At 63.0% G+C, this 14,281-nt stretch carries 12 protein-coding genes; 3 read left to right on the top strand and 9 right to left on the bottom strand.

Annotated elements, in window-relative coordinates; genetic code table 11:
* Positions 1 to 389: 389 nt before the first annotated feature.
* Genes AACQ43_RS08885 through AACQ43_RS08875 form a run of 3 tightly spaced genes read right to left on the bottom strand, consistent with a single transcriptional unit; the run spans position 390 to position 6,152 of the window.
* Positions 390 to 1,799, bottom strand: a complete 1,410-nt coding sequence (locus tag AACQ43_RS08885; RefSeq protein WP_076360021.1) for an efflux transporter outer membrane subunit — start codon at positions 1,797 to 1,799, stop codon at positions 390 to 392.
* On the bottom strand, positions 1,792 to 4,941 hold the full coding sequence (locus AACQ43_RS08880) for an efflux RND transporter permease subunit (protein WP_168967010.1): 3,150 nt from the start codon (positions 4,939 to 4,941) through the stop codon (positions 1,792 to 1,794). The genes AACQ43_RS08885 and AACQ43_RS08880 overlap by 8 nt, the downstream gene beginning before the upstream one ends.
* 17 nt (positions 4,942 to 4,958) lie before the next feature.
* Positions 4,959 to 6,152 (bottom strand): efflux RND transporter periplasmic adaptor subunit, encoded by a 1,194-nt coding sequence (locus tag AACQ43_RS08875; protein ID WP_168967009.1) that lies wholly within the window; start codon positions 6,150 to 6,152, stop codon positions 4,959 to 4,961.
* A 143-nt stretch (positions 6,153 to 6,295) separates the two neighbouring features.
* Between AACQ43_RS08875 and AACQ43_RS08870 the strand changes: the two genes are divergently transcribed.
* The 3 genes from AACQ43_RS08870 (at position 6,296) to AACQ43_RS08860 (ending at position 9,054) form a co-directional block, all read left to right on the top strand.
* Entirely contained in the window at positions 6,296 to 6,937 is a 642-nt protein-coding gene (locus AACQ43_RS08870) for a TetR family transcriptional regulator (RefSeq protein ID WP_168967008.1), read from the top strand.
* Between the two features lie 161 nt (positions 6,938 to 7,098).
* Positions 7,099 to 7,680: a class I SAM-dependent methyltransferase gene (locus AACQ43_RS08865; RefSeq protein WP_211162503.1), complete on the top strand. Its 582-nt coding sequence runs from the start codon at positions 7,099 to 7,101 to the stop codon at positions 7,678 to 7,680.
* Between the two features lie 195 nt (positions 7,681 to 7,875).
* On the top strand, positions 7,876 to 9,054 hold the full coding sequence (locus AACQ43_RS08860; RefSeq protein WP_168967007.1) for a dicarboxylate/amino acid:cation symporter: 1,179 nt from the start codon (positions 7,876 to 7,878) through the stop codon (positions 9,052 to 9,054).
* Positions 9,055 to 9,118: 64 nt separating this feature from the next.
* Here the strand turns inward: AACQ43_RS08860 and tesB are convergent, their stop codons facing one another.
* The 6 genes from tesB to rnm form a co-directional block, all read right to left on the bottom strand.
* Positions 9,119 to 9,982, bottom strand: coding sequence for an acyl-CoA thioesterase II (gene tesB, locus AACQ43_RS08855; RefSeq protein ID WP_016351376.1), 864 nt, complete (start codon positions 9,980 to 9,982; stop codon positions 9,119 to 9,121).
* Positions 9,983 to 10,182: 200 nt separating this feature from the next.
* The gene (gene rluB / locus AACQ43_RS08850; RefSeq protein WP_076360029.1) at positions 10,183 to 11,106 is read right to left on the bottom strand and encodes a 23S rRNA pseudouridine(2605) synthase RluB; all 924 of its coding nucleotides are present in this window, start codon (positions 11,104 to 11,106) and stop codon (positions 10,183 to 10,185) included.
* Entirely contained in the window at positions 11,099 to 11,695 is a 597-nt protein-coding gene (gene scpB / locus AACQ43_RS08845; protein ID WP_011706719.1) for an SMC-Scp complex subunit ScpB, read from the bottom strand. Before scpB ends, rluB begins: the two co-directional genes overlap by 8 nt.
* Before the next feature lie 33 nt (positions 11,696 to 11,728).
* On the bottom strand, positions 11,729 to 12,640 hold the full coding sequence (locus AACQ43_RS08840; RefSeq protein WP_168967006.1) for a segregation and condensation protein A: 912 nt from the start codon (positions 12,638 to 12,640) through the stop codon (positions 11,729 to 11,731).
* Positions 12,633 to 13,253, bottom strand: a complete 621-nt coding sequence (locus AACQ43_RS08835) for an L-threonylcarbamoyladenylate synthase (RefSeq protein WP_016351379.1) — start codon at positions 13,251 to 13,253, stop codon at positions 12,633 to 12,635. The genes AACQ43_RS08840 and AACQ43_RS08835 overlap by 8 nt, the downstream gene beginning before the upstream one ends.
* Positions 13,254 to 13,355: 102 nt before the next feature.
* Complete coding sequence (gene rnm, locus AACQ43_RS08830; protein ID WP_168967005.1) at positions 13,356 to 14,237, bottom strand: RNase RNM; 882 nt, start codon at positions 14,235 to 14,237, stop codon at positions 13,356 to 13,358.
* Between the last annotated feature and the right edge of the window lie 44 nt (positions 14,238 to 14,281).

The raw sequence follows: 14,281 nt of genomic DNA, 5'->3' as shown, positions 1-14,281 counted from the left end.
CTGTTGCTCAATGTTCTATTGGCCGCCGAAAATGTTCGCTCGCCATTCAAAAAAGCCCCCATTGAAACCCTACCATCATCCTAAACCGTAGGGTTCCCAAGTAAAAATAGTGATAAATAACGCATCGAAGTAGATGCTTGCTCACAAGAACACCACTTTGCCCCAATCGTTGAAGAAGATGAGTAACACTTTCTTACAATTGCCATTCACTGGGTACGTAACATTCAGGCTTTTTCACCCATTTCTGCAGCCTGCCGACACGCTGTCTGCACGACGTATTATGTCACTTGGGCTTCATATGTATATGTTTTTGCTCAAAACAAACAGGGCGAACCTGATGGTTCGCCCTGTGACGGTAAGATAACGCAAGGAGAGATCTGTGGCTACTGTCAGCTTTTTCCTTTGCCACCCTCCGTATCGGTGGCTTGCCAGCCGCCCCCGACAGCCTTGTAGAGTGCAACCTGGTTGCTGAGCTGCGCCAGACGGGTACTGATCAGCCCCTGCTTGGCACTGAACAGCGAGCGCTGGGCATCGAGTCGGGTGAGATAGCTGTCCACCCCCTTCTCGTAGCGCACCTCCGCCAGCTTGAAGTAGGTCTGGTTCGCCTCCACCAGTGCCTGTTGGGCCTGCAGTTGCTGCTGATAGTCAGCCTGGGCACCCAGCGTATCTGCCACCTCCTTGAACGCGGTCTGGATGCTCTTCTCGTAGCTCGCCACCGCCTGCCTGGTGCTCACCTCGGCCACGTCCAGATCCGCGATGCGCTTGCCACCGTCAAAAATCGGCAGGTTGATCTGCGGCATAAAGGTCCAGGTGCCGGTGCCGCCGTCAAACAGCCCGCTCAACTGGTTGCTGGCGGTGCCCGCCGTCGCGGTCAGCGAGATGGTCGGGAAGAAGGCCGCACGGGCGGCGCCGATATTGGCATTGGCCGCCTTCAGGCTGTGCTCGGCCGCCAGGATGTCCGGGCGCTGTTGCAACAGGCTGGATGGGGCCCCCACCGGGATGGCCGCCAGCTGCACCTCGGCCAGGGTCGCTGGCTCGGTCATCAGCGCGGGGACGCCGGTCCCGAGCAGCAGTGCCAGGCCATTGCGATCCTGCTTCACCTGCCGTTGATACTGGGCCAGGCTCACCTTGGCACTCTCCAGTGCAGTACGGCCTTGGGCCAGCTCCATTTCGGAGGCGGCACCCAGCCGGTACTTGTGCTCGGTCAGACCATAGCTCTCCTGCTCGGTGGCCAGGGTCGCCTCGCTCAGCGCCAGCAACTCCTGATCCGCCAGCAGGGTGAGATAGGCGTTGGCCACCGAGGCGATCAGCGCGATCTGGGTGCTGCGCTGGGTCTCCACCTGCGCCAGATAGTTTTCCAGCGCCTGATCTTTGAGGCTCTGGATCCGGCCGAACAGGTCCAGCTCGTAGGAGGTGATGCCGATGTTGGCACCATACTGGCTGCTGATGGTGCCCTGCCCCGTGCTGCTGAGATCGTCCGAACCCTGCTGGCGGGTACCCGAGCCATTGGCCGCCAGGGTCGGCAGCTGGGCCGCCCGCTGGATCCGGTATCTGGCCTCGTAGGCCTCCACGTTGAGGGCCGCGATGCGCAGATCCCGGTTGTTCTCAAGGGCCGTGGCGATCAGCTGCTGCAGGGCGGGATCGAGGAACTGCTGGCGCCAGGAGGAGACGACCGCCTCCCCCGTCTGGTTGCTCTGCCAGGTGGCACCTTGCGGCAGCGCCGGGCGCTGGTAATCGGGGGCCATGGAACAGCCCCCCAGCAGCAGCGTCACACTCAGGGCGATCAGGGTCTTAGTCATGTTTGATCTCCTCGGCATGGGCCAGACGCGCTTGCTTGGTACTGTGCTTGGTGAAATAGCGCATCACCAGCACGAAGAACAGCGGCACGAAGAAGATGGCCAGCACGGTGGCACTGATCATCCCCCCCATCACGCCGGTACCGATGGCGTTGCGGCTGCTGGCGCCAGCGCCGGTACTGATCACCAGCGGCAATACGCCGAGGATGAAGGCGAGCGAGGTCATCAGGATCGGACGCAGACGCAGGCGCGCCGCCTCCACCACGGCTTCGCTCAGCCCCATGCCCCTGTCATAGAGCTCCTTGGCGAACTCGACGATGAGGATCGCGTTCTTGGCCGACAAACCGATGGTGGTAAGCAGACCCACCTGGAAGTAGACGTCGTTCTCCAGCCCCCGCAGGGTGGCGGCCACAATGGCCCCCAGCACCCCAAGCGGCACCACCAGCATCACCGAGAACGGAATGCTCCAGCTCTCGTAGAGGGCGGCCAGACAGAGGAACACCACCAGCAGCGAGATGGCGTACAGGGCCGGTGCCTGAGAGCCCGCCTGCCGCTCCTGATAGGAGAGACCGGTCCACTCGATACCGATGCCTTCCGGCAGCTGCTTCACCATCTGCTCGATGGCGGCCATGGCGTCACCAGTACTCTTGCCCGGCGCCGCTTCCCCGACGATTTCCATCGCCGGCACGCCGTTGTAACGCTCCAGCCGTGGCGAGCCGAAGCTCCAGTCGGTACTGGCAAAGGCGGAGAAGGGCACCATCTGACCGGCGCTGTTGCGCACGTACCAGAGCTTGAGATCTTCCGGATTCATCCGAAAGGGGGCATCCGCCTGCAGGTAGACCTTCTTGACCCGGCCTCTGTCGACAAAGTCATTCACATAGGCAGAGCCCCAGGCACTGGAGAGCGTGCTGTTGATGTCGCTGATGGAGAGCCCCTGCGCCAGCGCCTTCTCGTAGTCGATCTTGATGTCAAGCTGGGGGGTATCTTCCATCCCGTTCGGGCGCACCCGCACCAGATTGGGGTCCTGCGCCGCCATGCCGAGCAGCTGGTTGCGCGCCGCCATCAGCTTGTCGTGGCCCACGCCGGCCCGATCCTGCAGGAAGAAGTCAAAACCGGTGGCCGTCCCGAGCTCCGGGATCGGAGGCAGGTTGAAGGCGAACACCTGGGCTTCCTTGATGCTGAACAGGTAGCCCATGGCACGGCCGATGATGGCATTGGCGCTGCGATCCGGCGTGTTGCGCTCCTTCCAGTCTTTCAGCTTGATGAACGCCATGCCGCTATTCTGACCGCTACCGGCGAAGCTGAAGCCCGCCACCGTCAGCACGGAGTCGACGTTATCCTTCTCGTTTTTCATGAAGTAGTCGCGCATGTCGGCCAGCACCACCTCGGTGCGCTGCTTGGTCGCCCCGACCGGCAGCTGCACCATGGACATGATGACCCCCTGATCCTCTTCCGGCAGGAAGGAGGTGGGCATGCGCATGAACAGGATGGCCAGTACCGCCAGCATGGCCGCATAGATGATGCCGTAGCGTACGCCCTGCTTGACCACCTTGCGCACGCCGCTCTGGTAGCGGTTGGCGCTGGCGTCGAAGGCCCGGTTGAACCAGCCGAAGAAACCGCGCTTGGCACCGAACTCGCCATGCTTGATGGGCTTGAGCAGGGTGGCGCACAGGGCCGGGGTCAGGATCAGCGCCGCCAGCACCGACAGCACCATGGCCGAGACGATGGTGAGCGAGAACTGGCGATAGATGGCACCGGTCGAACCGCCGAAGAAGGCCATCGGCACGAACACCGCCGAGAGCACCAGGGCAATCCCCACCAGGGCGCCGGTGATCTGGGTCATCGATTTGCGGGTCGCCTCGAGTGGAGAGAGATCCTCTTCGCTCATCAGACGCTCCACGTTCTCCACCACCACGATGGCGTCATCCACCAACAGGCCGATAGCCAGCACCAGACCGAACATGGTCAGGGTGTTGATGGAGAAGCCAAACGCCGACATGACCCCGAAGGTCCCCAGCAGCACCACGGGCACCGCAATGGTCGGGATCAGGGTGGCGCGGAAGTTCTGCAGAAACAGATACATCACGCAGAACACCAGGAAGATCGCCTCCACCAGGGTCTGTACCACCTCCTCGATGGAGATCTTCACGAACGGCGTGGTGTCGTACGGGTAGACGATCTCCATGTTGGCCGGGAAGTAGGTGGAGAGCTCATTCAGCTTGCCACGCACCTTCTCGGCTGTATCCAGCGCGTTGGCACCGGTCGCCAGCTTGATGGCCACCGCCGCGGTGGACTGACCGTTGTAGAGCGCCTCGGCATCGTAGCTTTCGCCGGCCAGTTCGACCCGGGCCACGTCTTTGAGCCGCACCTTGGAACCGTCCTGATTCACCCGCAACAGGATGTCGTTGAACTCCTCCACGGTGGAGAGCCGGGTCTGCCCCATGATGGTGGCGGTGAACTGCTGATCGGTCACCGCCGGGGTGCCCCCCAGTTTGCCGAAGGCCACCTGGGTATTTTGCGCCTTAATGGCGGCCTGTACATCACCCGGGGTCATTTGCACCCGGTTGAGCTTGTTGGGATCAAGCCAGACCCGCATGGAGTACTGGCTGCCGAACAGGGTGATGTCCCCTACCCCGTCCAGACGACTGAGCGGCTCCTTGATGTTGGCCACCACGTAGTCGGCCAGGTCATCGTTGGTCATGGCGCCATCTTTGGAGATGAAAGCGGCCACCATCAGGAAGCTGCTGGAGGTCTTCTGGACCCGGATCCCCTGCTGCTGCACCTCTTGCGGCAACAGCGACATGGCTTGCTGCAACTTGTTCTGCACCTGCACCTGGGCGATGTCGGGGTCGGTCCCCGGCTGGAAGGTGAGGGTGACCGATACCCGGCCGGAGGAGTCCGACTGGGAGGACATGTAGAGCAGGTGATCCAGCCCGGTCATGTTCTGCTCGATGATCTGGGTCACCGAGTCTTCCACCGTCTTGGCGGAGGCCCCCGGGTAGCTGGCGGAAATGCCCACCGCCGGCGGCGCAATGCTCGGGTACTGGGCGACCGGCAATTTGATGATGGCCAGGCTCCCCGCCAGCATGATCACCAGGGCGATCACCCAGGCGAAAATGGGTCTGTCTATGAAAAATCGTGCCATGAGGCGACTACTCCATCCTACTTGTTGGCCGGGGCATTGGCCGGCGCCTGGGCAGACTGCGCAGCGGCACTCTGTTCAGCAGGTGCCACGACGACCCCGGGTTTTACCTTTTGCAGGCCGGCGACGATCACCCGTTCGCCCGCCTTTAGACCGGATTCCACCACCCAGTCACTGCCGACGATGCGGCCCAGCTGCACTTCACGCAGCTCCACCTTGTTGTCCGCCGTCACCACCATCACGGTGGCGCCGCCTTTCGGGGTACGGGTCACCGCGGTCTGCGGCACCAACAACCCTTCGGCGCGCTCGCCCTCCTGCAGGGTGGCACGCATGAACATGCCCGGCAGCAGCAGCTGATGAGGGTTGGGGACGATCACTCGCAGGGTCACCATGCCGGTGGTCTCATCCACGGTCACGTCGGAGAACTGCAGCGAGCCCTCTTCGCCGTAGGTGGAGCCATCTTCCAGCTGGAAGCTCACCCGGGCGCTTTTCTGCTCGTCCTGGGTCAGCTTGCCAGCCGCCACCTGGCGCTTGAGGCGCAGCAGATCGGCGGTGGACTGGCGCACGTCCACATACATGGGATCGAGCTGCTGAATAGAGGTGAGACTGTCGGCCTGCTGGGCCGTCACCAGTGCACCTTCGGTCACCGCAGACTTGCCGATGCGGCCGCTGATGGGGGCCGTGATGCGGGTGTAGGCCAGGTTGATATTGGCGGTCTGCAGCGCCGCCTTGGCGGCACCGATTTCGGCCAGCTGCTGCTTCCAGGCCGCGTCGGCGTCGTCATACTCCTGGCTGCTGATGGCCTTCACCTTCACCAGCTCGGCATAGCGCTTGGCCTTGAGGCGGGCGCTCTGCTCGTTGGCCTGCGCCTTGGCCAGGTTGGCCTTGGCACTGGCCACCGCGGCCTGATAGACGGCGGGGTCGATCTGGTACAGCAGTTGACCGGCCTTGACGTCGCTGCCCTCGGTAAAGAGACGCTTGAGAATGATGCCGCTCACCTGGGGGCGCACCTCGGCGACCCGCAGCGGGGCGCTGCGACCGGTCAGCTCGGTGGTGAGCTGCAGCGGCGCCGTGTGCAGGGTGACGACATCCACCGCGGCCGGCGGCATCGCACCGGGCCCCTGCTGGGCACTGCCCTGTTCGCCGCAAGCGGTCAGCAGACCGCTCGCCAGCAGCGCAAGGCCGACTGAACGTGCGAGAATATGTTTATGCATGGAGAACCTGAGCCTCTGTCTATCAATGAATAACCACAGGGTTTATAGGACCCGGTTGGTAAAATCGGAAAGATGAGGCAATATACATACATTCATAAATGTATGTAAGTGACTTTTTTTACTTTTACAAGGTGCGCGCAGAGATGGCCAGAAGAACCAAAGAAGAGGCGCAGCAGACCCGCTGCCACATCATGAGTACGGCCCTGGATCTGTTCTGCTCACAAGGCCTGGCCAAGACCAGCCTGACCGACATCGCCAGGGCCGCCGAGCTGACCCGGGGCGCCATTTACTGGCATTTCAAAAACAAGGAAGAGCTGTTCGTCTCCCTCTGGGAGGAGCTGTGCCAACCCCTCTCCCACCAGCTCGATGCCTGCGTCTCCGAGCTGGAACCCGATCCCCTCGGCAAGCTGCGCACCTTCCTCAAGGGAGTGATCATCAAGATAAGCAGCGAGCCAGCCCATCAGCAGATGTTCACCATACTGTTCAACCTGGAGTCGCTGGAAGGGGAAGCCATCTCCTTGCGCGAGCACATGCGCAGCCAGTCCAACAACTTCTTCCGGGATCTGGAAGCCACCCTGGCCAATGCGGTGCGCCTCGGCCAGCTGCCGCAGGGGCTGGATCTGCAGCGGGCCGCCACCCTGCTGCACTGCACCCTGGATGGCTACATCATCAACTGGCTGCACTTTCCGGAGCGCATCGATCTGCGCCAGGAAGCCGACTTCCTGCTGGACAGCCTGTTCGCCCTGATCGCCCTGCCAACCGGCCCGGCCGCCCGTCGCCCCTGAACCAGCAAGGCCGAACACTGGCGGCCCTGGCCCGGCGCAGACAACCCCTCACTCCCTTCCATCTCCTTTCATTCCTTTGGCGCCCCGGCGCCAAATTGGCTCAAGTTTGCTATAGTCACGCCCCCGAAATTGAGTTGCGCCCCAGAGCAAAGGTGCCCGCCATGTCCCGTCCGTCTCCCTCCTGCCCTCCGGCCTCCATTGCCACGCCCTCAGCCGATCCATGGTCAGCGGCGCGCCAATCGTTTCTGGCGCTGCTGCCAACGGGAGCCCACCTGCTGGAGGCGGGCTGCGGCGAAGGCGACGATCTCTGTTTCTTTCGCCAGCAGGGGCTGGTGGTGACGGCCTTCGATGCCCGCCTGGCACAAGCCAGGATCGCCTCGCGGCGCAGCGGCCAGCCGGTGCGGGTCTGCCGCGTCGAGCAGCTGCGCAGCGTGGTGCCCTATGACGGTATTTGGGCGCGCGGGGCCTTGCCAGCGATCGCGCCAGACGAGCTCAGCGACGCGCTGGCCCATCTGGCTGGGCTGCTCAAGCCCGCCGGGCCGCTCTATTGTGCCTTTCCCCACCCCAGTGGCCAGCCCGTTGCCACCGGCAGCACTCCTGCCGAGGAGCACCTCTCCCAGACCCGGCTCGATGAAGACGGCCTGCGCCGGCTCATCGCCCCGCTGCCGCTGCAACTGCAGCAGTGCTGGGAGAGCGAGCAGACGGATAGCCGCTGGCTGCACGCCCTGCTGATCCGCGCCTGAAAGGGCGCGCAAAATTAATCACCCACCGCACCTCGCGATCAGGTCGCCAGTGGCTATCACCACCATGATCACATTTAACAATATTTAACTCGACATTAACGCACCCACGACAGACATGATGCGGATTTTGTGTTAGAAAGCGGCATTAAAATCAAAATTAAATAACAAATCAGACACTAACACCTGGATTTACTTATGAAACTTGTCCTCAAACTGGTTGCCGGCATCCTCGCCGGTCTCTTGCTCGGTCTCTACGCCCCTGAATGGGTCGCACGCGTGCTGTTTACGGCCAAGACAGTCATAGGTCAGCTGATCACCTTTACCATTCCGCTCATCATCCTGTTCTTCATCATGAGCGGCATCGCCAGCCTGCCAAAGAACTCCGGCAAGCTGCTGGGCAAAACGGTCGCCCTCTCCTACTGCTCCACCATACTGGCGGGCCTGTTCGCCTTTACCGTGGCCAGCAACCTGATCCCGCGCCTGACCACCGCCGCCGAGTCCACCGCCGAGAGCGCCATCAAGCTCGCCTCCTACATCAACCTGGAGATCCCGCCACTGTTCGGGGTGATGTCGGCGCTGGCCGCCGCCTTCGTGTTCGGCATCGGCATCAGCGCCACCCAGGCCACCGATCTACGTCGGGTCGCCGATCAGGGCCGTGACATCATCGACCGCCTGCTGGCCAAGGTGATCATCCCGCTGCTGCCCTTCTACATCGCCGGCGTCTTCGTCGAGATGACGGTGGAAGGCACCGTATTCGCCACCCTGAAGACCTTCGGCGTGGTACTGGTAATGGCCATCGTCATGCACTGGCTCTGGCTCTCCGTGCTGTTCATCGGTACCGGTCTGGCCCTGGGCCGCTCCCCGGCCCAGCTCATCAAGAACATGCTGCCGGCCTACTTCACCGCGCTGGGTACCATGTCCAGCGCCGCCACCATCCCGGTCGCCCTGCAGGCCAGCAAGAACAACGGCGTGAGCGATGGCATCGCCAACTTCACCGTGCCGCTGTGCGCCACCATTCACCTGTGTGGCTCCACCATCACCCTGGTGACCTGCGCCACCGCGGTGATGTTCCTCTCCGAGCATCTGGCCATTCCGGGCATAGGCACCATGCTGCCCTTCATCATGATGCTGGGTGTCATCATGATTGCCGCGCCGGGTGCTCCGGGTGGTGGCGTCATGTCCGCACTGGGCCTGCTCACCTCCATGCTGGGGTTCGGTGAGGCCTCCATCGCCCTGATGATCGCCCTCTATCTGGCGCAGGACAGCTTCGGTACCGCCTGCAACGTCACCGGCGACGGCGTCATCGCCCTGTGGGCCGACCGTTTCGCCCAGAGCGGCGAGCCAGCGCTCAGCGCCGAGCAAGACGCCGCCTGATAGCGCAAGCGCATAAAAAAACGGGAGCCATCGGCTCCCGTTTTTTGTTGGCGCTCAGCGCTGCTCAACCGCGACGGCGGATCACCCCTTCCTGCGCCGTGCTCGCCACCAGCACACCATCGCGGGTGAAGAACTGGCCGCGCACCAGGCCACGACCGGCGCTGGCGCTCGGGCTGTCCACCACGTAGAGCAGCCAGTCGTCCAGCCGGAAGTCCCGGTGGAACCACATGGAGTGATCGATGGTGGCCACCTGCATGTCCGGCTCCCAGTACGACACGCCGTGGGGCTGCAGGGCGGTGAACAGGAAGTGGAAGTCGGAGGCATAGGCCAGCAGGTACTTGTGCACCCGCTGATCGTCCGGCATCTGGCCATTGGCCTTGAACCAGACGTGGCGCAGCGGCTCGTGCACGTCGGGGCGGATCGGATCGACCAGGGTCACCGGGCGAATTTCGATGGGCTTCTCGCACATGATCTTGTCGCGCAGGGCGGGCGGGATCTGCTGCTCGTAGGGGCGCACCAGCTCCAGCTCGCTCTTGAGCTGCTCGGGCGGCGTGATCCCCGCCGGCATGGCGATCTGGTGTTCAAAGCCGTCCGCCTCGACCTGGAAGGAGGCGTTGAGATAGAAGATGGGCTTGCCGCCCTGAATGGCCTTGACCCGGCGGGTGGAGACGGTCTGACCGTCACGGATGTTCTCCACGTCGTAGACGATGGGACGGTTGGCATCGCCGGGGCGCAGAAAGTAGGAGTGGAAGCTGTGCACCTGGCGATCGCTTGCCACCGTCTGCTTGGCGGCTGACAAGGCCTGCCCCATTACCTGTCCGCCAAACACGGCCCGCAGACCGAGATCCTGGCTCTGGCCCCGAAACAGGCCCTCCTCGATTTTTTCGAGCGCCAGCAACGCCAGCAGCTCATCAAGTACCTTGCTCATTATTATCTCCTGTGTCAGTGCGGGAAGGCTAACAAGCCCGCCCGTACCGAGCAACCACCCCCGCCCCTGCCAGTCACCTGCCCAGCCCCATTAATTCAGCATTACGCTCGCTCGAACAATAAAAAACTCAAAAGACGCCAACAAAAAGGCCCGCCGAAGAGGCGGGCCTGTTGCAATGCGGCCTTTCGGCCACGCAGCACTTACTTGCTGCCGGTACCCGAGTTGCGGGTGGAGGAGGTCGGCTTGCGACGGGCCGTGGTGGCACGGGCGCGCGGCTCCTTGCCCTGCATCTCCTTGTGGCGCTTGACGGCGCGACGGATCTGGGCGGCCTGCTTGTGACGACTGGTTTTGCCATCCTGCTGCAGATCGACCTTGGATTCGGTCTCGTTGGGCAGGTTGACCAGGCCACGCAGGTAGTTCACCTCGGGCAGTTTCAGCTCCTGCCAGCCACCGCGCGGGATGCCGCGGTCCAGCTGCACGTCGCCGTAGCGGATGCGCATCAAGCGGCTCACCTGCACTTCCTGGGATTCCCACAGGCGGCGCACTTCACGGTTGCGACCCTCGGTCAGGGTGACGTTGAACCACTGGTTCAGACCCTCGCCACCGGCCGGCTTGATCTTGTTGAACTTGGCCATGCCGTCTTCCAGCTGCACGCCCTTGCGCAGGCGCTGCAGCATGGCTTCGGTGATCTCGCCAAACACCCGCACCGCGTATTCCCGCTCCACTTCGTGGCTCGGGTGCATCAGCCGGTTGGCCAGTTCACCGTCGGTGGTGAACAGCAAGAGACCGGAGGTGTTGACGTCGAGGCGGCCGACCGCAATCCAGCGGGCCCCTTCCATCTTGGGCAGACGATCAAACACGGTGGGGCGACCTTCCGGATCGTGACGGGTACACATCTCCCCTTCCGGCTTGTGGTAAGCCAGCACGCGGCAGATCACTTCCTCTGCGGCACGGGTCTTGACCTGGTGACCATCCACCCGGATCACGGCGTTAACTTCGACGCGATCTCCCAGTGTGGCAACCTTGCCATCCACACTGACCCGACCTGCGGTGATCAGGGCCTCCATCTCACGACGGGAGCCGTGACCCGCGCGGGCCAACACTTTTTGCAGTTTTTCACTCATCGGGGTTACCTGATTGTTGATCGCTGCCCGCAGCTGCCAATGTCAGCGTGGACAACGAGGGTTGCAGTTCGGGATCCAGCTCGGGGAGCTGCTCCAGACTCTGCAGATTAAAATAATCCAGAAATTCTCGGGTGGTGGCGAGCAGCTCCGGGCGGCCCACCACCTCCTTGTGACCGATGCTGCGCACCCAGCCACGTTCTTTCAGGGTATTCACTATCTGGCTCGAGACCGCCACCCCGCGGATGGCTTCGATCTCGGCCCGGGTGATGGGCTGACGATAGGCGATCAGCGTCAGCGTCTCCATCACGGCGCGCGAATAACGGGGCGCCCGCTCACTCCAGAGCCTGGAGAGCTCCTCGGCGTACTCCTGGCGAGCCTGAAAGCGCCAGCCGGAGGCAACCTCCTTGAGCTCCACCCCCCGTTCGCTGTAATCCTGTCTGAGCTCCGCCAGCAACAGCTGGACGTAGCGGCTGGTGACCGGGTAGTCCGCCAGTACGCTGCTCTTGAGCTCGCTGACGTTGAGCGGGCGTCCGGCGACGAACAGTGCCGCCTCGATCAGCGTCTTGAGTCGTTCAGCCGGCAGCGCCATGGTCCGCTCCTCGCAACATCGGCCTTCAACCGTTCAGTGGGCAGCGCCACGCTCGCTCTCCTCGTGCTGGCCGGCCAGGGCAAAGTGGATCGGCCCCAGCGGTTCCGCCTGCAGGATCCAGATCAACTGCTCTTTGCACAGCTCCAGCAGCGCCAGAAAGGTCACCAACACCCCCATGCGCCCCTCTTCGGCGCGCAGCACCCGATCCAGGCGCAGGGTCTGGCCCAGCGAGAGCATGGCAAGGATCTCCGCCATGCGCACCCGGGTCGGGATCTGCTCACGGCGGATCTGGTGATGTTCAAAATGAGTCGCGCGTTTTACCACACTTTGCATGTAAAGGGCGAGCTCAACCAGCGAAACATCGGGCGTCAATGGTTTGAGATCGCCAAAATCCGGCGGCAGCGCGGTGGCGATGAAAATCTCCCGCTCCAGCCGCGGCAACTCGTTGACCCGCTCCGCCCCCACCTTGTAGCGCTCGTACTCCTGCAGCCGGCGAATGAGGGTGACGCGGGGGTCTTCCCCCTCCTCCTCATCTTCCAGCTCCGGCGCCTTGGGCAGCAGCAGACGGGATTTTATCTCCGCCAGCCAGGCCGCCATCAGCAGGTATTCGGCCGCCAGCTCCAGATTGAGGCCCTGCATCAGCTCCACGTACTCCATGTACTGGGCGGTGATCTGCAGGATCGGCAGGTTGAGGATGTCGAGCTGCTGGCGCCGGATGAGGTAGAGCAAGAGATCGAGCGGCCCCTCGAAGGTATCGAGAAACACCTCCAGCGCATCGGGCGGGATGAACAAATCCTGGGGCAGCTCGTGATAGGGCTGCCCCAGCACCCGGGCGATGGGAGACGGGACGGCCTGGGGGGGAGCTGCCTCCCCCGCCGGGCTCGCCGCCCTCTCGCCCGCCGTGGGCGTGGTCGTCACCGGCACAGGATCGGCAGTATCACTCAAACGGAGTCGGGTCCCCGGCACCACGCCGACGCAGCACAGGCTCGTCGTCGGAGAAGTCCACCACGGTAGTGGGCTGCTCGCCCAGATAACCGCCGTTGACCACCAGATCCAGCTGTTTGCCCAGCTTGTCGAAGATCTCCTCCGGGTCGAACTCCGCCATGTCCGATTCCGGCAGGATCAATGTGGTGGAGAGCAGCGGCTCGCCGAGCGCTTCCAGCAGCGCCTGGGCAATCTTGTTGTCCGGTACCCGGATGCCGATGGTCTTCTTCTTCTCGTTCATCAGGCGACGCGGTACTTCCTTGGTGGCCTTGAAGATGAAGGTGTAGGGGCCGGGGGTGTTGTTCTTGATCAGGCGAAACGCCGTGTTGTCCACCTTGGCATAGGTGGAGATCTCGGAGAGATCGCGGCACACCAGGGTGAAGTCGTGGTTGGGATCGATGCGGCGGATACGGCAGATGCGCTCCAGCGCGCCCTTGTCGCCCATCTGGCAACCCAGCGCATAGCCCGAGTCGGTGGGATAGACGATGACGCCGCCGTTCTGAATGATCTGTACCGCCTGGCTGATCAGACGGGCCTGGGGGTTTTCCGGATGTACGTAAAAGTGCTGACTCATGACTCGTTCTCGCAATGGGGGCGGCAATGCCTGCCCGCTTGATGGCCGTGGAGCCGGGCTCCACGACACTACCTTAATCTGTTTGACGCCTGCAGACGCCTCTTAACGGCTGGCCAGCAGAGCGGCGTGCTGTTCGGTGGTGAGCCCGAAGTGACCGGGATGGGCCAGCCAGAGCGGCATCCCTTCCTTGGGCAACCAGAGGTGGCGCCCCAGCTCGGTCCAGTTGGAGGGGAAGTGAAAATCCGATCCCACCGAGATGTAGAGGTCGTGCTCCTTGGCCCACTGGCCGAGATTCGCCCGCTCCTGCGGGCTCTGCTGGGGCAGCGAAACCTCCATGGCATCGCCACCGTCCGCCTTGAAGGCCACCAGCAGCCGCTTGATCCACTTGGCGGTGAGGTCGTAACGGCTCGGGTGGGCCAGCACCGCCAGACCGCCAGCAGCGTGAATGGCGCTGATCGCCTCGCCCATCTCCGGCCACTCGGCCGGAGCATAGCCCTTGTTGCCCCGGCTCAGGTACTTTTTGAAGACCTTCTGCATGGTATCGGCCACCCCGCGCGCCATCAGCACCCGGGCGAAGTGGGCCCGGGTCACGGCGGCGTCGCCAGCCAGCTGCTTGGCCTCTTCATAGGTGCCGGGGAGCTGGCACTTCTCCAGACGACGCCCTATTTCCTGGGCGCGTGCCTCCCGACGGGCCAGCTGACCGGCCAGAAACGCCACCAGCTGCGGATTTTTTTCATCCACCCCCAGCGCCACGATATGAATTTCGTGATGCTCCCAGCCGGTGGAGATCTCGACCCCGCTCACCAGCCGCAGCGGCAACTGCTCGGCGTCGATGGTACGGCGCACCTCATCAAGCCCGGCAAGGGTATCGTGGTCAGTGACTGCTAACACTTCGACCCCTTGTGCGGCGGCGCGGCGCACCAGTTCGGCGGGGCTCAGCACGCCATCCGAGGCCGTGGTATGGCAGTGTAGATCGAATCTCATCAGATTATTCCGCTCTCGTGGTCAGGTCACCATGGGTACACATT

The organism is Aeromonas sp. DNRA1 (assembly GCF_963888745.1).
GTDB lineage: Bacteria > Pseudomonadota > Gammaproteobacteria > Enterobacterales > Aeromonadaceae > Aeromonas > Aeromonas hydrophila.
Note: the sequence above shows the minus strand (reverse complement) of the source record. Positions and strands in the feature narration are given on the sequence as shown.

What these genes read in the sequence shown, in the direction of transcription:
- AACQ43_RS08885 (WP_076360021.1), bottom strand. Translation starts at nt 1,799, where the DNA reads ATGACTAAGACCCTGATCGCCCTGAGTGTGACGCTGCTGCTGGGGGGC.
- AACQ43_RS08880 (WP_168967010.1), bottom strand. Translation starts at nt 4,941, where the DNA reads ATGGCACGATTTTTCATAGACAGACCCATTTTCGCCTGGGTGATCGCC.
- AACQ43_RS08875 (WP_168967009.1), bottom strand. Translation starts at nt 6,152, where the DNA reads ATGCATAAACATATTCTCGCACGTTCAGTCGGCCTTGCGCTGCTGGCG.
- AACQ43_RS08870 (WP_168967008.1), top strand. Translation starts at nt 6,296, where the DNA reads ATGGCCAGAAGAACCAAAGAAGAGGCGCAGCAGACCCGCTGCCACATC.
- AACQ43_RS08865 (WP_211162503.1), top strand. Translation starts at nt 7,099, where the DNA reads ATGTCCCGTCCGTCTCCCTCCTGCCCTCCGGCCTCCATTGCCACGCCC.
- AACQ43_RS08860 (WP_168967007.1), top strand. Translation starts at nt 7,876, where the DNA reads ATGAAACTTGTCCTCAAACTGGTTGCCGGCATCCTCGCCGGTCTCTTG.
- tesB (WP_016351376.1), bottom strand. Translation starts at nt 9,982, where the DNA reads ATGAGCAAGGTACTTGATGAGCTGCTGGCGTTGCTGGCGCTCGAAAAA.
- rluB (WP_076360029.1), bottom strand. Translation starts at nt 11,106, where the DNA reads ATGAGTGAAAAACTGCAAAAAGTGTTGGCCCGCGCGGGTCACGGCTCC.
- scpB (WP_011706719.1), bottom strand. Translation starts at nt 11,695, where the DNA reads ATGGCGCTGCCGGCTGAACGACTCAAGACGCTGATCGAGGCGGCACTG.
- AACQ43_RS08835 (WP_016351379.1), bottom strand. Translation starts at nt 13,253, where the DNA reads ATGAGTCAGCACTTTTACGTACATCCGGAAAACCCCCAGGCCCGTCTG.
- rnm (WP_168967005.1), bottom strand. Translation starts at nt 14,237, where the DNA reads ATGAGATTCGATCTACACTGCCATACCACGGCCTCGGATGGCGTGCTG.